21 protein-coding genes are annotated in these 19302 nt (G+C 46.6%); 9 read left to right on the top strand and 12 right to left on the bottom strand.

What is annotated here, in order from left to right:
* The 12 genes from BLT35_RS04440 to BLT35_RS04385 form a co-directional block, all read right to left on the bottom strand.
* Complete coding sequence (locus BLT35_RS04440; protein ID WP_074727108.1) at positions 1–831, bottom strand: carbohydrate ABC transporter permease; 831 nt, start codon at positions 829–831, stop codon at positions 1–3.
* Positions 828–1712 carry a carbohydrate ABC transporter permease gene (locus tag BLT35_RS04435; protein ID WP_054818997.1) on the bottom strand — a complete coding sequence of 295 codons (885 nt, stop codon included), beginning with the start codon at positions 1710–1712 and terminating at the stop codon, positions 828–830. Before BLT35_RS04435 ends, BLT35_RS04440 begins: the two co-directional genes overlap by 4 nt.
* A 63-nt stretch (positions 1713–1775) precedes the next feature.
* Positions 1776–3164 (bottom strand): ABC transporter substrate-binding protein, encoded by a 1389-nt coding sequence (locus BLT35_RS04430; RefSeq protein ID WP_062409296.1) that lies wholly within the window; start codon positions 3162–3164, stop codon positions 1776–1778.
* A 31-nt stretch (positions 3165–3195) separates the two neighbouring features.
* A complete protein-coding gene (locus tag BLT35_RS04425) occupies positions 3196–4233 on the bottom strand; it encodes a zinc-dependent alcohol dehydrogenase family protein (protein ID WP_062409297.1) in 1038 nt (345 codons plus the stop codon).
* Between the two features lie 14 nt (positions 4234–4247).
* The gene (locus BLT35_RS04420) at positions 4248–5078 is read right to left on the bottom strand and encodes a sugar phosphate isomerase/epimerase family protein (protein WP_062409298.1); all 831 of its coding nucleotides are present in this window, start codon (positions 5076–5078) and stop codon (positions 4248–4250) included.
* 333 nt (positions 5079–5411) lie between these two features.
* Positions 5412–6038: a DedA family protein gene (locus BLT35_RS04415; RefSeq protein ID WP_074727107.1), complete on the bottom strand. Its 627-nt coding sequence runs from the start codon at positions 6036–6038 to the stop codon at positions 5412–5414.
* A complete protein-coding gene (locus BLT35_RS04410; RefSeq protein ID WP_054818971.1) occupies positions 6035–6619 on the bottom strand; it encodes a class I SAM-dependent methyltransferase in 585 nt (194 codons plus the stop codon). Before BLT35_RS04410 ends, BLT35_RS04415 begins: the two co-directional genes overlap by 4 nt.
* 139 nt (positions 6620–6758) lie before the next feature.
* On the bottom strand, positions 6759–7226 hold the full coding sequence (gene mscL / locus BLT35_RS04405; RefSeq protein ID WP_074727211.1) for a large conductance mechanosensitive channel protein MscL: 468 nt from the start codon (positions 7224–7226) through the stop codon (positions 6759–6761).
* Positions 7227–7436: 210 nt separating this feature from the next.
* A complete protein-coding gene (locus tag BLT35_RS04400) occupies positions 7437–8198 on the bottom strand; it encodes a CAP domain-containing protein (protein ID WP_054818970.1) in 762 nt (253 codons plus the stop codon).
* Between the two features lie 174 nt (positions 8199–8372).
* On the bottom strand, positions 8373–9044 hold the full coding sequence (locus tag BLT35_RS04395) for a YcnI family copper-binding membrane protein (RefSeq protein ID WP_074727210.1): 672 nt from the start codon (positions 9042–9044) through the stop codon (positions 8373–8375).
* Positions 9045–9130: 86 nt separating this feature from the next.
* Positions 9131–9799: a response regulator gene (locus BLT35_RS04390; protein WP_062409301.1), complete on the bottom strand. Its 669-nt coding sequence runs from the start codon at positions 9797–9799 to the stop codon at positions 9131–9133.
* Positions 9796–10521, bottom strand: coding sequence for a sensor histidine kinase (locus tag BLT35_RS04385; RefSeq protein ID WP_083351182.1), 726 nt, complete (start codon positions 10519–10521; stop codon positions 9796–9798). Before BLT35_RS04385 ends, BLT35_RS04390 begins: the two co-directional genes overlap by 4 nt.
* A 298-nt stretch (positions 10522–10819) precedes the next feature.
* Here BLT35_RS04385 and BLT35_RS04380 point away from each other — a divergent pair, with 298 nt between their 5' ends.
* The 9 genes from BLT35_RS04380 to BLT35_RS04340 all read left to right on the top strand — a co-directional run bounded on the left by BLT35_RS04380 (position 10820) and on the right by BLT35_RS04340 (position 19189).
* Positions 10820–11146 (top strand): ArsR/SmtB family transcription factor, encoded by a 327-nt coding sequence (locus BLT35_RS04380; RefSeq protein WP_051627660.1) that lies wholly within the window; start codon positions 10820–10822, stop codon positions 11144–11146.
* A 271-nt stretch (positions 11147–11417) separates the two neighbouring features.
* On the top strand, positions 11418–11627 hold the full coding sequence (locus BLT35_RS04375; RefSeq protein ID WP_029594547.1) for a heavy-metal-associated domain-containing protein: 210 nt from the start codon (positions 11418–11420) through the stop codon (positions 11625–11627).
* A gap of 188 nt (positions 11628–11815) precedes the next feature.
* Positions 11816–13732, top strand: coding sequence for a heavy metal translocating P-type ATPase (locus tag BLT35_RS04370; RefSeq protein ID WP_074727106.1), 1917 nt, complete (start codon positions 11816–11818; stop codon positions 13730–13732).
* 83 nt (positions 13733–13815) lie between these two features.
* Positions 13816–15195, top strand: a complete 1380-nt coding sequence (locus tag BLT35_RS04365) for a DUF4346 domain-containing protein (protein ID WP_082707470.1) — start codon at positions 13816–13818, stop codon at positions 15193–15195.
* Positions 15196–15290: 95 nt separating this feature from the next.
* Positions 15291–16628: an ISL3 family transposase gene (locus BLT35_RS04360; protein WP_029594550.1), complete on the top strand. Its 1338-nt coding sequence runs from the start codon at positions 15291–15293 to the stop codon at positions 16626–16628.
* A gap of 424 nt (positions 16629–17052) precedes the next feature.
* Positions 17053–18057 (top strand): ketoacyl-ACP synthase III, encoded by a 1005-nt coding sequence (locus BLT35_RS04355; protein ID WP_074727105.1) that lies wholly within the window; start codon positions 17053–17055, stop codon positions 18055–18057.
* Between the two features lie 172 nt (positions 18058–18229).
* A complete protein-coding gene (locus BLT35_RS04350; RefSeq protein WP_235594136.1) occupies positions 18230–18523 on the top strand; it encodes a nucleoside-diphosphate sugar epimerase in 294 nt (97 codons plus the stop codon).
* Between the two features lie 29 nt (positions 18524–18552).
* On the top strand, positions 18553–18861 hold the full coding sequence (locus BLT35_RS04345) for an alpha-helical endospore appendage domain-containing protein (RefSeq protein ID WP_054818968.1): 309 nt from the start codon (positions 18553–18555) through the stop codon (positions 18859–18861).
* Entirely contained in the window at positions 18839–19189 is a 351-nt protein-coding gene (locus BLT35_RS04340; protein ID WP_217437276.1) for a hypothetical protein, read from the top strand. The genes BLT35_RS04345 and BLT35_RS04340 overlap by 23 nt, the downstream gene beginning before the upstream one ends.
* Positions 19190–19302: the final 113 nt, after the last annotated feature.

Below are 19302 nucleotides of genomic sequence, written 5' to 3'. Positions count from 1 at the left end.
TTACCCTTTTACAGCTCCCATAGTAAGTCCGCTGACCATTTTACGCTGCAAGACTAACGTGATGATGGCGATAGGGACAATAATCATCGTTCCCGCTGCCGCAATTTGTCCCCATAATACACTTACCGGCGTTGCATATTCATTGAGTCCTACAGGGGCCGTACGAACATTCGGGCCTGACAAAATATTGGCGAACAAAAATTCGTTCCAGGCAAAGATAAACGACAACAATCCAGCCGATACAAGCCCAGGGCCGATAATAGGGAAAATGACTCTGAAAAATGCAGTAAATCGGTTACAGCCATCCACCAGCGCAGATTCTTCGATTTCTCCCGGCACGTCCTTGAAAAAGCCGTACAGCAGCCAAGTCACGAGCGGAAGATTCATAAATGTATACATTAAGATCAATGCCGTATACGTATCTAGCATATTCATGTTGGAAAACAACAAATAGATAGGCAGTACCGATACAATCGGGGGAACGATTCTTAAAGTCAAAATCCACGTTAAGATGTCTTTGGCTCCCTTGATGTTATACCTTGCGAACGGGTAGGCAATGCCGCTTCCCAGGATGACCGCCAACACGGTGGAGAAAACCGAAACATACAAACTGTTCCAAAGGTACTTTTGAAAATCCCTTTCAAATAAAACAGTTTGGTAATTATCATAAGTAACGGTAAAAATCCATTTCGGAATCGCCGTAAATGCATCGTTTTGGCTTTTTAAAGAAGTGAGAAACATCCAAGCGATAGGAAATATAAAAACAATCGTAGCAATAATGACTATGAGATATAGCAGTAACGTAAACGATTTACTTTTGGATTCGCTCATGACTTGCCCTCCACATTAAACAAATCAACCTTCCGCAAGAACAACATCAGCAGGGTCACGACCAGGATCAGCATGACCACGGATAGTGCCGCGCCATAACCAAAATCGAGGAATTTAAAGCCCTTGTCGTACACAATCCAGCTTAAGGTTGAAGTTACATTGATCGGTCCGCCTTTGGTCATCATATAAATGGTATCGTAAATCCGGAATGCATCAATCGTTCTTAACAACAGTGCTATATATATAATCTTGGACAACAGCGGAATGGTGACATAGAAGAAGGTTTGCGATGCCGTTGCCCCGTCTATTTTAGCCGCTTCATAAGGATCACTCGGTATACCTTTAAGTCCGGCAAGCAGGATAATCATCATAAATGGCGTCCACTGCCAGACATCCGTCAAGATCAAAGCCGGTAAAGCCAGCTGGGGATCGGAAAGCCAGGATATCCTTGAAAAACCAAGACTTTCAGCAAAATAATTAAATACGCCATACTGATCGTTCATCATAAAACGGAACATGAGCCCTACAATCGTAGGCGCCATAGCGATGGGAAGCAAGATCAGCGATTGAAATATCTTCTGCCCTTTGCCAAGCTGGTGCAAAACGATGGACAAAAACAAACCAATAAAAAACTCCAGTGAAACCGTACTAAGAACAAAAATAATTGTAATTTTCAGAGAATTCCAGAAACTTTGATCCTGAAACACTTGGATATAATTACTCAGCCCGACGAATGGTTTCTCTATACTGATCGGACTATATTCCTGAAAACTGATCTTAAACAGGAAAATTGTAGGATATATAGCAAATAACAGCAGGAGTATCATTCCGGGGGCCATGACCAAATAAGGACCGCTCCGGCTTAACTTAAATTTGTTCATCTCCAACTCTCCCGATTGCATAATTGAGGGGGAGAGTCCCCCTCCTTCATCTAGATCAAGCGACTATTTTTTCAGCATTTTGTTAACGGCTTCATCAGCCTTTTTCAATGCATCTTCTACAGACATGGTTTTCAATTGTGCGGCGCTCAAATATTCGGAAACAAAACTCTCCCACTTTTCTTCCTGCGGGAAGAACGGACGGGCCTTGGCCGTTTTCATCGCTTCTTGAAGCGCTTCATAACGGCGGTACTTCTTCACATCGGTACCTTCGATCAGTTCGTTGGTTAACGCCGGGTCGGAATAAGATTCTTCTCGAACCGGGTCTCCTCCACCCATGGTCGCCTGACGCACATCATTCTGCTTATTCTCGAGCCAAATCATAAATTTAACCGCTTCATCCGGATTTTTCGTTGATTTCGGAGCTACGATCGACCATCCGCCGATATGCGGCGTAGAGCTTTTCATAGCCGGCACTTGCACGAAATCCCATTTGCCGACCGTTTTGGACGTTTGGGGATTGTCTACTTCAAAAGCGCTCCAGGACCAGTGAATCGCCATAGCCAATTTCCCTTGAGCCGCATCCGTCGCTACTTCGGCAAAGGTATAGTCGTTAATTCCCGGAGGCGAGTACTGCAGTAAATCTACCCACGTTTTGGTTGCTTCAATCGCCTGAGGAGTGGATAAGGACGAAGTCATCGTATTCCAATCAATCACGTCCGCACCGTTCGAGTACATAAAGGTCAGCCAGGTATGCACATTCCCGAATCCTTTACTTGCCTGGGCGGCCCATCCGTACAATTTTTGCCCGTTATATTCTTTACCGTTAAAGAATTCAGCCGCATCCCTGAACTGCTTCATATCCTTTGGAGGTACCAGGTCGTAACCGTATTTCGCTTTAAATTCCTCTTTTATTTGCGGGTCATTGAATAAATCGGAACGATACCACAGCAATTGAGGATGGATCGATTGCGGCAGTCCATAGATCGTTCCTCCTTCGCCAAAGGATCCGTTTTTGTCATTCCACTGCGATAAAGCCAAAGCTCTCGGCAGGTATTTCGAAGTGTCCACGTTATTCTTTTTCAGATAGTCATCCAAAGGCAGCAGGCTTCCTGTCGAAGCAAATTCCGGAATCCAGTTATAATCGACGTTAAACAAATCATAATTGGCTTGACCGGCGATGGACAGCGCCAGCTTCTGATAAATGACATCCCGGCCTACCAATTCGACGTTGACTTTAACACCCGTTTCTTTTTCGTATTCTTTAGCCAATTCTTGAGTGGCTTGTCCCCAGGAAGAGCCGAGAAATACCGTATTTAATGTGACTTGCTTGCCGTCACTGCCATTGCTGCCGGAAGCCTGTCCGGCTTGATCGCCGGAATTGGAAGAGCATGCGGAAAGCAGCAGAGCACCGGAAAGCATCGCAAGCGCCAGTGGCTTAGACTTCAATTTCATATCCTCATTCTCCTGTCTATGATATGGAATATTATTTCGAGATTTCGACGATAATTTTAATGGTGTCTTTATTGTTTGCCGCTTCCTGGATGCCGTCGACGACTTGCTCCAGAGGAATCGTTTTGGAAATAATATCGTTCGGGTTGAAGCGTTTGCTGGAGATCATGTTGATCGCTTTGGTCCATGTGTTGTATGTTCCCGCATAGGATGCTACAATCGTAAGCTCCTTGCTGTAAATTTCAAACGGTTTAATTTCCATCGTCGCATGTGCAGGAGCTGCACCGTACACAACCAGTACGCCGCCACGGCGAACCATTTGAAACGCTTGCTGATAGGTCGGAATAGCACCTACGGCTTCAATAACAAAATCCGCTCCCCGGCCTTCCGTCAAATCAAACACCGCTTGAACCGGGTCCTGCTTGGAAGCGTCGATGACATGATCGGCACCCAGCTGCTTCGCTTTTTCGATCCGGGTCGGGTTCATTTCACTGATGATGACCTTCGTTGCTCCGTTCAATTTGGCCAGCTGCGAGTGTACCAATCCCATCGGCCCCGCACCGATAATCGCCACCGTGCTGCCCATTGTAATTTTCGCCTGTTCCTGGCCCCGGATGGCGCACGCCAACGGCTCGATGTATGCGGCTTCTTCCCAGGTCATGCTGTCAGGAATGAGATAGACGTTGGATGCAGGCGCCTTCACATATTCGGCGAAAGCACCGTTGGTATGCACGCCAAGCTGCACAATTTCATTGCAAAATAGTTTTTGGCCGGCCCTGCAGAAAAAGCAGGTTCCGCAGCTGATGTTAATATCCGCTGTCACGCGATCGCCAACCTTGACGTTTTTTACGGCGGAGCCTACTTGTACTACTTCACCCGAAAATTCATGTCCCTGGATCAGCGGGGTCGGCACCGGGAAGTGACCACGGAAAATATGAGGGTCCGTACCACAAATCCCGCAGCGCTTTGTCGCAATCAATACTTCGTGGTCTGCAATCTCAGGTACAGGCACTTCTTCAATTCTCATGTCTTGCGGCTGATGGAGCACAGCAGCCTGCATTGTCTTTTTCATGTTCTAGTCCTCCTTTAATCAATCGAGCTAAACAGTTTTTTCAAATAATCAATCGATTCTTTGGTATATTGATCGTAAAATTCCTCGCAGCGGATGCCGCTGAACGGATCGGCAAAAGGCGGAAGCAGCTCCATCGAAATGTAGCCTTCATATCCGATGTCTACCAGAGCTTGCGCAATCGGCTTGAAATCGATGTGTCCTCTGCCCGGGGCCGCCCTGTTGCTGTCGGCAAAATGAACATAGAATAATTTATCGCCAACTTGACGGAAGGCATCAGCGATATTCACTTCCTCGATGTTCATGTGATACGTATCGCCCATGCAGCCTACGTTAGGCAGGTTCACTTCGTTCACCAAAGCCAGGGATTGCTCCAAACGGTTAATCAGATAAGTTTCATAACGGTTCCAAGGCTCGACCGTCAGACGAATTCCATGCTCGCCGGCATACAGTCCCGCTTCTCTGATGCTTTCAGCCGCCCATTTCAGCTCGGTTTCGATATCCGCTTCAGCGTGGATTTTCATATTGGCCGTCGGGGTAACAGAAATACCTTTAGCCCCGATCAATTTGGCATAGTCAACACACTCTTTTACATAATTCACCGCGTTTTTCCTGATTGATTCGTTGCTTGAAACCAAATCTCTCTCCGGTGTATAAATGGCGCAAATAGAGGAAGCCTCGACATTGTACTTCTCAAGCAAGCTTTTAATCTCTGAACCGTTTACATTTTCCGGCTCTCCGACGAACTCAACCGCGTCATACCCAAAACCCGCGATTCTTTTTATGCTCTGTTCGATTTCTTCTCCTGCATAGACCAGTACGTTATAGGCATACTTTATTTTAGGCATCTGGTTTACCCTCCCCTTAATGATTCAGAAGTGATCAGGTCGTTTCCCATGGTTTACTTCCCCATGTCATCCCTCCTTGATAAGGTATCGCTTACATGCAACGCTTTCATATAGCGTTTACATGAAACCTCTCGCATCCTGATGGTGTTGAATGCACTTTCATAGAACTTTCTTAGCACTTTCATCGTACCAATTGGAGAAATATCGTATTTATTCGACATGTTTCAACACGACTTTTAATCCATTTTTTATAATCAAAACAAAAAAATCCCTTTTCATGGACAGTTTGGTCTATCCATAAAAAGGGATGGGTTCTCCGTGCGTTTCCATTTTTTATTCTTTCTCTACCATCGTGCTGCCACTCTCTCGTTTTTTGCGAAGGAACAGCCGGAAGACGACATAGATAAAACAGGCCGCAAAAGGCACCCACAACAGATTCAATCCGTACCGGTAAATCGTCATTCCCACTTCAGCGGCATGGTCGACCGTTAAACGTCCCGCCGTGAAAAAAATCAAGGTCCACAAAAGCCCTGTCGTATAAGAAAACAGAGCATACCTGCTAAACGGCATTTTGTTCAGTCCTACAATGTAAGGCATCACGTGCCGGATGACAGGAAAAAAATAGCTGATCACAAGCGCCAGACTACCATACTTGCTGCTCCACCGTTGAGACATTTCGATATATTGATTCATGTTTTTCTTTCGTCTGAGTTTATCCAGTACGGGTGTCCCGATATAGCGCCCCAGAACATAGCCCAAGGTAAGACCGGAAACGACTCCGAGATAAGTCAGGACGAAGGCTGGAATGGTGTGCAGCAGGCCTCCCGCCGTTACCGCACCGCCGGTCATCACAATGACCTCATCGGGAATCGGCATTCCCACAATTCCCAGCCATAAGGCAAAGAATAAGGCTGCATATCCGTATTGTCCGATCAAATCAAGCAATGTATCGTATGTCATGAAGTCGGATCCGCTTTCTTTCGGCACACATATACGAATGCAGGCGGAAGGTTGAAAGGTACGAACCGGATGGTTTCGATATCAAAATAGCGCCTTAATTGCGGCTTCATTTGCAGTGAATATTGAAAAGCAATGAAGCTTCCGCCCGGTTTCAAGGACGAGATAATTTGTTTGATCAATCGATCGCGTACTTCTCGCGGGAAATTAAAGAACGGCAGCCCGCTGATGACAACGTCCAAACCGTCCAGTTTTTCGCGGCGCACCGCCTTTTGAATGCCGCAGGCATCCGCATAGCAAGCGAACGCAGGGTATTTTTGCGCCAGCTTATAGCGCAGCACCGGCTCTTTCTCGAACAGCAGCACTTTGACCCGGCCTGAGGCAGCCTGCTCAATATATTTGGTCAGCGCTCCCGTCCCCGCCCCCAGTTCCGCCACGCTTTCGATTTTGTCCCAAGCCACCGGCCTGGTCATCGCCTTAGCCAGAAACCCGGAGCTCGGGGTCACGCTCCCTACCTCTTTGGGAGATTGAATAAACTTGTTTAGAAATAAGAATTTTTCCAGAACGATCGAACCGAGATTCATTTGCACGAAACCCTCCCTGCACAGATAACACTAGGCTAACGAAAACACCTTTAGAACATGTGAAGGATTTTCTGAATAATTTCTTAAGATGCAAATTACTCCTTGCCCCCACCTCATGGAAATCCTTAGACTGCCATTCTTAGTTGGACGGTTTCAATTCATTTTCCCCTTCAAGGATTGCAGTACAATATTTGCAGCGAACTGCTTTCAAGGGAATGTCGGAGAGGCATTCCGGACATTCCTTGGTGTTTGCTTCAGGTTCCGGCTTGCTCTCTTCCTTTCTGCGCAAACGATTGAGCTGCTTCACGGCTATAAAGATCACAAAAGCAACAATCAAAAAGTCAAGCAGATTGTTGATAAATAGTCCGTAATTCAGCGTAGGCGCGCCTGCTTCTTGAGCCTGCTTGAGCGATGTATACGACACTCTGTCCAGACTGATGAATAAATCTGAAAAATTGACCCGGCCAAGCAGCAATCCGATCGGAGGCATGATCACGTCATTGACGATCGATGTGACGACCTTGCCAAAAGCCGCGCCGATAATGACCCCGATGGCCAGCTCGATCATATTTCCTTTGATGGCGAATTCCTTGAATTCCTTCAGCAGCCTTGATGCCAAAACAGAACAACCTCTCTTCTCCAAATTCGGTTTATCATCCTATTTTACACTAATCAACCTCTTTATGGAAATGCCTCCATGCAAAATTCATCACCTCTTGCATTACAGAATAATTCGAACCGAATGATGCGGCTTGTGTCAGTCTAACAAAACCGTCCTGAAGCATTGCACGCTTCAGGACGGTTGGGCTTGCCGGCGTTATTTGGCTGTAAACTGCTGAGTAAACATCTTGCCGCAAGGGCCTCCCTCCACGATACCGATGCCGATATGAGTGAAGTCCCTGCTTAGTATATTGGCACGGTGTCCTTCGGAATTCATCAGCGCTTGATGGGCTGACTCCGCATTTTGATTGCAGGCAATATTCTCCCCCGCCGTCCGGTACCGGATTCCGAATCGTTTCATCATGTCGAAAGGCGAGCCATACGTAGGAGAATCGTGGGAAAAATAATCTTTGTCCGTCATATCCTGACTTTTCAGCCGTGCCACTTTGGACAGCTCCAAATCGACGGCAAGCGGAGACAACCCGGCTTCGGACCGGGCCTTGTTGATCAGGTCGATCATCTGCTGCTCCTCAGGCATAAGCCCGGGCGGCTTCTCCTGAGGCGGCGGACCCGGCTTGGGCGGCATCGGACCCGGGGCGGGAGCGGGTTTCTTCGGAATTTTCAGGTTTCCGTATGCCCAGAGGATTGCTTGCAAGGTTTGGTCATCCACCGCCCCTGTAGGGGGAAGTCCGTTAGCCTTCTGAAACACCCTGACGCCGTTGGCTGTATCGGGTCCGTAATAACCGTTGATCTGACCCTGAAAATAGCCAAGCGATTTTAACATCCCTTGAACCGCATAAACGTCCGGACCTTGTGCACCTTCGCCGAACGCAAGAACCTTGCCTGCGATGGTCAGGCTCATGAACAGGCAGACGAGCCATATCAAAGCGTTTTTCTTGTTGCGCCAACGCTGCAGCATCTTCGCAAATCCCCCCTGAACTGGTTAAATAATCAAGTCTACAACCAGCATCCCCTTCCGGCCGCATTTTTATGATTTGGTTTGCAGATAAGAATTCCTCTATATGTAAAAGACCTGCGCTACAACACAAAAAAGCCCGTTTCCCATGCTGGAAACGGACCGGTTCATACGATATCAGCGTTTTCTTCGCGACAAGGACACGACGAAAGATAACGCACCAAGAATGAGGGCGGCAATGGATAAGTACAGCGGCGCTCCGGAGGCTGCCGGTGCTCCGGCCGCCGGTTCCCCGGACGCTGAAGGCGCTGCGGCAGAATCGGCTTTGCCGGCATCTGCGGCAGGAGCGGTATGGCCGTGGCTGTCTGTGGCTGCCCCTGCCGGTTTGGCATTGACCTTGGTTACGGAAGCCGGCTTGTCCGAGCCTTCCGCGCCTACCCACTCGACGACACTGCCGTCCTTGTAGGTTTGATAAGCCTTCCATTGGATCGCTGTAGCGTTGTCGGCTACTTTACCCTGCATATAAAATTCTCCGAACTCTGTAGGACCGAGACCTTCTCCCGTTGCGGTCCAAATCACACCGGTAATTTTTCCGTTGTCGTCTTTGGTCAGTTCATAGCTCCAACCCGGCTTCGGCTCGAAACGGGAGATGGAGACGGCATCCAGCGGAAATTTCACTTCCACCTTCACTGTCGGCACATCTTTCTCCGTCGGGACCCGGACGGCAAATTTCTCGTAAGATCCTTGCGTCGTTTCTTTTGGCAGCACGGTGACGTGCGCGCTGGCCAGTCCTCCGGTCATAAGCGATAAGAACAGGCTCAATACCAGCGTAATATGCCATTTTTTCATCATATGGAATCCCTTCTTTCTTAGCGATCAGTATATCCATGTGTAATGTATAACAAACCGCCGCTTGAAAGAATGACTCGATTGGGCTATTTTCGCCCGTTTTTTTGTCCGATCTGTGTCAAACCGTGCCGTACGGCATACGCTGTCAGCTGCACCCGGTTGTCAAGGGACAGCTTGGCCAAAATGTTCTTGATATGATTTTTCACCGTATTTTCCGTGATGACGAGCGTTTCTGCAATTTGCCGGTTGCTTTGGCCGCTGGCCACGCAGCTTAAAATTTCACACTCCCGCTGAGACAGCACACCGGGCTGTACATCGCTCACATTCGCGTCCGCTGAACGAAACGAATGGAACAGCCGATCCGCCATACCGCGGGAGATTTCGCTGTCATCATCAAGCAGCCCGTGCAGGTAGGCGATCCAATCGTCCGGATCCATATTTTTGAGCAGATATCCTTGTGCGCCATAGCGGATGGCGGTGAACAAATCCGCCACGTCATCGGATACCGTAAGCATGACCACGCGGATATGGGGATAGAGCTGTTTAATCCGTTTGGTTGCTTCCAGCCCCCCCATCACCGGCATTTGAATATCCATCAGTACGAGATCCGGCAGCAGCTCGCCGCAAAGCTCGACGGCTTCCTGCCCGTTGCGCGCTTCACCGATCCACTCGAAGCCGCTCTCGCCCTCGATCAGGGTACGGACGGCCTTCCGCGCAAGCGGATGGTCGTCCGCGATCAGTACGCGGTAATTCATGACGTTCTCCCTCCCAGTTCCTCACGCAGCGGCCCGGTAACCAGCAGTTCCATTCCTTGACCCGGCGCTGTTCTGATTTCCAGCTTTGCCCCCAGTTCCTTCGCCCGCTTTCGCATGATGGAAATCCCGTAACGTTGAGGCTGCTCCGGCGCTTCACGATCCGTTCCTTTACCGTTATCTCCAATCCTCAAGCTCCAGTTTGCCCCGTCCTCCTGCAGGACAAACTCAATGTAAGCATGGTCTGCCCGGGAATGCTTGCGGATGTTCGTAAACGCCTCGCGGATGATCGAGAACAGAGGCACCTCCGCAGACGGCGGAATGCGATCCTCAGGCACGCTGATATGCTGATCGACGGCAATGCCGCTCATGCCGCTCCACTCCTCCAGCCATGTCTGCAGTCTGGCAGTAAAGCTCGCCCCTTCTTCCGGCGCCGTTCTCAAATTAAAGATCGCTTGCCGCAAATGATGATCGATCTCCGATATGGCGGAGCGGGCCTCATCCAGCTGCCCTTTTTTTAACTGCACGTTCATAAAAAACAGAATCTGCGCAATGTTGTCGTGCAGCTCCTGCGCCAGCCTTTCCCGCTCCTCATATACCGCCCGTTTGGCCTGTTCTTCCGCCAGCTTCACGTTCATGCTTTGAATGCGTCCGAACATCCATGTTCCGAACAAATAAGAAAGCAAAAGCGTGAGCAGGGTCATATAGAAGTTGCCTGCTTCCATAGAAAGCACATCTAACAAAAAATGGCTATTCGGATTTTATGGTGAAAAGTTAAGCACAGATATTAAAGTATAAAATCGGATTAAATAGTTGAAATCAACGTACTTTTTTTTGCGCTAGATTGTGTTACTGCAATTAGTAACTGTGATTATTTTACATCTCCATTTCGGATGGTTTCCTCTATATGCAGCAAGCATAAAGAATATACTAGAGGTCAAGGACGGAGTTGACTTATGTTTTCGACAGGAGTATTATGGATTCATAAACATATCAAAAAAAATTGATTAGGGGGTGTGGGCCTTGGATCAATGCATAACGGATATTCCAAGAGTCCGTCGAGGTGATGTGCCCCTTCCACAAGAAGAGGCAATTCAAAGAATAGCTTCTGTGACAAAGGCTTTTAGTGATCCAATTCGTTTAAAAATGGTTTACTTGCTTTCAAAGCAATCTGATTTGTGCACCTGTGAGTTTGAAGAATTATTGGACCTGAGCCAGTCCAAAGTATCGTATCACCTTAAAATATTGCTTGACGCTGGAGTTATCGATCGCGAAATCCACGGTTCATGGAGTCATTACAGCCTTCGAAATCCTAAAATATTGGAACAGGTTCATGCCTTGTCCCAATGATAAAAAGCGAGTGTTTCGGTGCTGGCTTTTTATTTTAAGATTCACATCAATTTTTTTTGATGTCATAATACTCTGACTTGTATTGGGGATTCTTAGATTAACAACTTACGATGTCCCGGTTACTCATGAAACCCGTTCAACTGTTACTGCATTATTAAGTTTTTGGTTATGCCAGGTAATCTTTTGCCTTTTAGAATGAAATTGGAATTACTTATGTTATTCAAATCAAAAAAAGTTGATAAACACCTTTAATTAAGGAGGAATGGAATAAATGAAGAAAGAAGTTCTTCGAGTAAGTGGTATGGATTGTCCTTCCTGTGCAAAGGATATCGAAAAAACGGTAGCGAAGCTAAACGGGGTTGAGAAAGCAGAGGTAAACTTTATTGCTGAGAAATTAACCGTCACATATGATGATTCTCAATTGCCCCGTGAAAAAATCGAGGAAAATTTAAAGAAAATCGGACATCCAGTCGTTAAATAATAAATTGATCCGAGATCCTAATATATATGCGATTACCTGGCGTAATCAAAAACTTGGCTTGCAGTTATAATTGAAAGCTTATTTTCCTAGGAGAAAGGGAAAGTTGATTAAACATAAATTCCTAATCAAAAAAATTGATGAATAGTGATTTGACTTGAAATTAGACAATGATAAAGGGAGGGCTCAACATGAGTAAGTCAAAATGGTGGAAACAACCAAGAACGGTATTGCTGATTATTTCAGGGATCACAACAGTCTTTACATTAATCTCAGAACTTTTCCTAGGTTTACCGGAAATATGGGCTGTTGCATTGTATGGTGTTGCAATTATTATTGGGGGTATTTACCCAGCCAAGAGTGCATGGATGGACTTGAGAAGGAGAAAACTTTCCATAAATACTCTGCTTATTGTCGGAGTTATCGGGGCCATCTATCTGGGATTGTGGGAAGAAGCCGCAGGTCTTGTGGTCATCTTCTCCTTAGGTGAAGTGTTGGAAGCTTATGCAGTAAATAAAGCCAGGGATTCCGTCCGAGCGCTTGTGGAACTGGCACCCCGGGAAGCAACCGTTTTACGGGAAGGCCGCGAAGTTCGCATACTAGCCGATGAAGTCGAGATTGGCGATCGGGTTCTGGTCCGACCAGGGGAGAAAATACCAGTAGATGGGGTTGTTGTAAGCGGTACGTCTACAGCGGATCAATCGACAATCACAGGAGAATCCATTCCGGTTGCAAAAATATCAGGCGATGAAGTATATGCTTCCACAATGAATGGCCGCGGTGCTTTGGAAATTGAAGTGACGAAATTGGCGCAGGATACCACCTTGTCAAAAATCATTGAATTAGTGGCAAATGCACAAGGAGATAAAGGAAAAGCACAACGTTTCAGTGAACGCTTTGGTGAAGTCTACACGCCGATCATGTTCGTGATCGCCGTTTTAATGGTTGTTATACCAACCCTTTTCTTTGGCCAACCGTTTGACACGTGGCTATATAGAGCGTTAATCGTATTGGTTGTTTCATGCTCCTGTTCTCTAGTGCTTTCAGTTCCAGTAGCTGTCGTAACTGGTGTAGGAAATGCGGCGCGAAACGGGGTTATGGTAAAAGGCGGCAGCTATATGGAAACGGCCAGTCACATCCAAGTGGTCGCATTTGATAAAACGGGTACATTAACCGTCGGAAAGCCTTCGGTAACGGATATTGTATCTGTCTCCGATTTATCAAAAGAAAAACTGCTGGGAATTGCCGGTGCGCTTGAAAAACTTTCTGAACACCCTTTGGCTGAGGCAATTCTTCAAGAAGCTTCAAAAAGAAACATAAATCTTCCAGGTGTTGAAGAGTTCGACACATTAACCGGACGGGGAGCTAAAGGCAGCATAAATAGAACCACATACTATATCGGCAGTCCCCGGTTGTTCAGCGAATTGAATGTAAAACTGAATCAAGATCAATTAAAACAAATTGAAACACTTCAAGGACAAGGAAAGACCGTCACGCTTTTGGGAACTGCTGATCTTGTACTTGGATTAATCGCGATAGCGGATCGACCGAAAGAAAACGCAAAACAAGCGATTCAACGTCTGAAAACTACCGGTGTAAAACGAATCGTCATGCTTACGGGCGATAACCGGCTTACTGGTGAAGCCATTGGCCGGGAACTTGGCGTGGATGAGGTACGGGCAGAATTACTGCCGGAAGATAAAATTACAGCGATTAAAGAACTGCAAAAGAAGTACGGTCTTGTTGCGATGGTGGGTGACGGTGTAAACGATGCGCCTGCACTGGCTCAGGCCGATGTGGGGATCGCGATGGGAGTCCAAGGGACAGACGTTGCTTTGGAAACGGCTGATATCGCATTGATGCAGGATAATTTGGATCAACTGGTTTATCTGATCAAACTTAGCCGTAAGACCGTTGCGAAAATACATCAAAATATCGGGTTTTCATTAGCTCTTGTAGCCCTCCTTATTGTTACAGCCTTGACCGGAGTGATGAGCCTGACTACAGGTTTGCTTCTTAACGAAGGAAGCGCCTTGGTTGTTATTGCAAATGCGATGGTTCTCCGGAAGTATCAGATGAATAAAGCCAATGCCATAGGTAACGAGTGATGAAATTTTTTATCATTGGTGAGGATTTACCTATGGATTGGCATTCTAATCAAAAATAATTGATTAGCATACAAGGAGAGTTGATGATGGGCATAACAGAAGGCATTAAAAGCATTCATAAACAATTAGACACAATACGAAAGATCCCTAAATGTGTAGGATGTGAATGTGTACTTGACGTGATGACAGCCGTTGAGCAAGATCTAGAAGATATAGATAAACCGATTGCAAAAGAAGTTCAACTGGATTTAAAACAGTGGGTTGACGAAGGGAACAAAGTTAGACATAACTGTCTTGGGTGTGAAGTTTGTTTCCCAATTAAGCCGTACAATCATTTTAGTTCATTGATTAATGGATCGAATGAAATTGAAATCAATGGAGCTGCATGTGGCTGTAATGACAATGCATGCGGAAGTCAACCCCAAGTAAACAGTACTGCGTGTGGGTGTGATGACGATTCGTGCGAAGGTGAACCACAAGTAAATAATACAGCATGTGGTTGTGATGAAAATAAATCGAAGAATACGCACCCCTCAAATTGCAGCTGTGAACTTAAAACCGAAGTTCAGAAACAATCCGTTTGTGGAACAGTGGATCCCAACGATAGCAATGTGGCCTCCCCCTCGACCCAGCAGGAACAAAAATGGCCAATAGCAGAAGGAAATTATCTAGTCGGAAATGATACATCTTTTGTTGCAATATGTACTTTAGCCGATACAGATCTCCCGTCCGAAATACAAGGTTCCGGATTACTAAATCATATATCTATTGTTGGTACCTTATCGACAGAAAATCTAGGAATAGAACGCTTGATTCGAAATGTTACCGCGAATCCCAATATTTCACACTTAATACTATGTGGGCGCGACTCTCGTGGTCATCAAGCAGGGCAAGCCATTTTGTCATTAAAAGAAAATGGGATAGACGATAAGTATCGGATTATAGGCGCAGTTGGACCTCGCCCGGTGCTCAAGAATATTACCTTGAAAGAGATCGAAATTTTTCGCCAACGAGTGAAAATCGTTGATGAAATTGGAACACGAGATGTCGAACGATTGCATCAGGTAGTTCGTGCTTATGAGGGCAAGCCAAATGGGGACCCAGTAATGCTTCTTCCGATAATTCAAGAACCCAAAATAGTGAAAGCAGAACGTCTTAAAAATGATGAGTGGGTTCATGACCCAGAGGGATTTTTCCTAGTTATTCTTGATCGAAATAAGAAATCAATTAGGTGTGAACATTACATCCTGGATGGGACTCTGAATGAAGTTATTGAAGGAAAACTAGCCAGTGATATTGCAAATACAGCAATCAAGCGCGGTTTGCTTTCTCGTTTGGATCACGCAGCATATCTGGGGAAAGAATTGGCGAAAGCTGAAACAGCTCTTGCCTACGATATGCCTTATACGCAAGATTTACCGTTATCAAAAAGTAAAGCCCTCAATCAAACGGTTGTTTCCTAGATGAATAGAACGATTATTCAATTAGTTTAAAATCTGTTATACGAGAAACGATTAGTATTTAAAGAGCTAACTTACTAGATGTAGAAGGTGACACAATGGAGATTCTAAACCTCCCCCACTTCAATATCAAACAATTTGCTGAAAATGAACATGACTTTCTGATCCAGGTGGAGACAGCCTCTCCACCTTCTTTTTGTCCACATTGTGGATGCGTGGCAAATCTGTATAAGCATGATAACAGAGACCATCTTTGTATGGATCTGCCTATTCATGGAAAACGTGTAGGGCTTCTTGTAAAGCGTCAGCGATATAAATGCCGTGAATGTAATCAAACTTTTTGGGAACGATTAGAACACACCATAGACGAGAAGCGAAACTGCACCAAACGGTTATTGTCTTACGTCGAGAAGCAAAGTCTTAAACGCACGTTTGTCAGTATTTCAGAAGATGTCGGGCTGAACGAAAAGACGATACGGAACATCTTTCGTGATTACATCAATCGCCTGGAAGAGACGCTTCGATTTGAAACACCTAATTGGCTTGGAATAGACGAAATTCACATTATCAAGCCAAGATGCGTTTTAACCAACATCGAGGAACGTACCTTGTTAGACGTTCTACCCAATCGCAATAAGGAAACGGTTGTAAGCTACCTCTCACGCCTTCCAAACAGAGGACGAATACAATACGTCACAATGGATATGTGGCGACCGTATAAGGACGCTGTGAAAGCTGTACTGCCCAAGGCGACTATCATCGTCGATAAGTTTCACGTTGTCCGTATGGCGAATCAAGCCTTAGAATCCATCCGCAAACAGCTTAGAGAAGGCTTATCACCGAAGGAACGGCGCGGGCTTATGCACGACCGCTTTATCCTCTTGAAACGCCATAAAGAGCTTACGGAAATGGATAAGATAACGCTTGACCTATGGACGAAGAATCACCCCTCTCTCGGTATTGCTTATGACTTGAAGGAATCATTTTTCGATATTTGGGATACCGACAGCAGACAGAAAGCGTACCTCAGATACCACGATTGGAAAGCCAAGATACCAAAGGAACTGCAATCCGCTTTTGAGCCTCTTACAAAGGCTATGGCGAATTGGGAAGAAGAGATATTCAACTACTTCGACCATCGCATTACAAACGCCTATACGGAGTCTCTGAACAGCCTTATACGTGTCACAAACCGTTTAGGAAGGGGCTACTCCTTCGAAGCTTTACGAGCCAAAATACTCTTTACAGAAGGACTTCAAAAGGAACGTAAACCCAAGTATCAGAAACGTTTGGATGACTACGAACTTCGAGACTACAACTATCCGATGTTCGAGAAAATGTTCCCCGTTGGCGTTGTTCGTGAACGTGAGCGTGGCGAGCTTCTTGGTGTCGACATTTCCACCTTAATTGAGAAATTGGAGAAGGGCGAACTATAAGCCCTTTTCCACTATTAAATCCGAATACCCCAAAAAATCATGCCGGATGTACTCAAAGCCTCCAATGATAAGCGGCGGCAGTAAAATCGTCAATATTTTATAGCTTCTCATGGACATATTCATCTGCTTCACCTCACAGCTCGCGCATGGATTGGATTCCATTCTATACGGATATACGAACCTGCATAGAAATCGGGCGTCCCTTCTCTAAGACACAGCCGTATGGCCCTCTGAATTTTGCCGGTATGATATCGACGAACGAATGATACCCCTATTCTAACATAATAAAACAAGCTGTAACTCCTTATCGTATTAAACGCATTGACAGAATGCAAAAGCCCATGTATCATTTTTGGTACCAAGTACTAATATCAGGTTATAATTTTTTTTGAGCGTGAATATAATAAACTGAGGTGATGTGATCATGAATCAATTCGTTCCAAGAATAACGGCGGTTGGCAGCTACACGCCCGAACGCCGGCTGACGAATGCGGATCTGGAGCGTATGGTGGAAACCGACGACGAATGGATCGTTCAGCGAACGGGCATCCGCGAAAGACGCATATCGGCGCCCGAAGAGTATACCAGCCACTTGTGCATTGAAGCGGTCAAGGATCTCGTGAACCGGTACGGAGCCGCATTGGATGACGTGGATCTGCTCATCGTTTCGACCAGCACCCCGGACTTCACTTTCCCTTCGACCGCCAGCCTGGTCCAAGCCCACTTCGGCATTCCGCAGACACTCGCGTTCGATCTCAGCGCCGCGTGCGCCGGGTTCATCTACAGCCTGCATACGGCAAGAAGCATGCTCGCGTCAGGGCTGCACCGCAAGGCGCTCGTGATCGGCGCCGACGCCTTATCCAAAATAACGGATTACACGGACCGCACGACATGCATTTTGTTCGGCGACGGAGCAGGAGCCGTGCTGCTGGAACGGGATGCCGAAGGGGCGGAAGCGAGTTGGCTCGCGTCTACCTTCGGCTCCGACGGCACCGGGGGCGTGCACCTGTACCGGACCGGCATCGCCTCCTCCTTGAACGGGGTACCCGTAAACGCCGGCGGCAAGCTGGTGCAGAACGGCCGGGAGGTATATAAGTTCGCCGTACAGACTGTGCCCAAAGGTGTAGCCGAACTGCTTAAACAAGCCGGTCTGTCCAGCGGCAGTGTGGATTGGTTTATCCCTCACAGCGCCAATCTCCGGATCATCGAGTCCGTATGCGAGAGAACGGGGATTCCGTTGGAAAAAACTCTGCATACCATCGAGTATTTTGGCAACACCTCGGCCGCGACCATCCCTCTCGCTTTACATCAGGGGATCAAGCAGGGCTTGCTGAAAGAAGGCGACAAGGTGCTTATGTACGGCTTCGGAGGAGGTTTTGTACATGGAGGTTTGCTCCTGAAATGGAAGGAACCGTTGAGCAAAAGATAAACACTGGCATATGTTATACAAATAGCGTCCCTTCCCCGCGAAGGGACCTTCATTTGGAACATTCTCCTTTACAAAATGGACGAAAGCTGCGATTCCGCTGGGCCAATGCCAATGTTCCCGTTTACCGGAGCAGCATATATTATGGCATAATTTTGTTTATAAGGGAGGATGAATGATGCATCAGCAAGCAACCAGCATTATCGAACATATGGCCTCCTCGCATTGGGAAATGTCGAAAATTCTGGAGTCGGAGAGGCATGTCGCCGTACGGATGGCCGAGCTCGTTCATGAAATTCCCGAGTATAACCCGACTTTTGATGATATTCCGGCATTGATGGAAGGTTCTCTGCTTGTCACCAAAAACGTTGCGGCCTATCTGAACAGCCTTGCCGATCTGTCCGACGCCATTGGGGATAATTTGAATTTGATCATGAAAGAACAGCGAAGCTCCGACGGGGAAGAATAACGTATGTTGATAATGGAAAGAGGGTAACCATGAGCAGAGAGGACTCTTATTACAGAATCTTGCAATCCGTTTCCCGATTACAGTTCAATATATCGCTAATTCTTGAAGCAAAAGCTATCGAAGCCTCCCGTTCAAGCCAATGGCTTTGCCATCACATATCCTCCATGCAATTTGAAAATCAAGGTGAGCAGGTTGCAAAAACCGTGGAAATCCACGATCATCTGCTGGAAGTCATTGACGGTTTAACCAAAATGGAGCTGGCGCTTTCGAAGAATCTTCAGGCTCTTTTAGGGGACCAAGAGGGAGGCGGCGCCAATGATCCGGGGATCACAGGTTGATCAATCCAATATCGTTCGGAGGAAATTCAAAGTGAACTGGCATGAGGAAGAAGCGCGAACAAAGCTTCATATTCTAATTTCGCTTGCCCGAAGTCAGCGTGCGCTGTCCAGAATTTTGGAAAGCGTAGCGGACGTTGCGGAAAAAACGGAGCCGGCCGGTGAGAGGCTTGTTGAGCAAATGGAAGCGCTCAGCAAGTACCAAAGGCAGATTGCAGTCAAAATGATTGGAATCAAAATACGAAAAAAAACCAGCGGAATCCCTCAAAAACCGTGGATCAACCAAACGCTGGTTCATTACCGTCCTCAAACTATTTCTGCGAAGGAATAGTTTTTTTATTGCCTCTCTGTACTTTACTTCACGTCAATCCGCATGCTCAATGTACGATCCCATTAAATGCCTACGATACCTGTCCAAACCCCCTTTCCCCCGGTCACATATGC

Origin of the sequence: Paenibacillus naphthalenovorans (assembly GCF_900099895.1) — a bacterium.
GTDB lineage: Bacteria > Bacillota > Bacilli > Paenibacillales > NBRC-103111 > Paenibacillus_G > Paenibacillus_G naphthalenovorans.
This window is presented reverse-complemented; position numbering and strand designations above follow the sequence as displayed.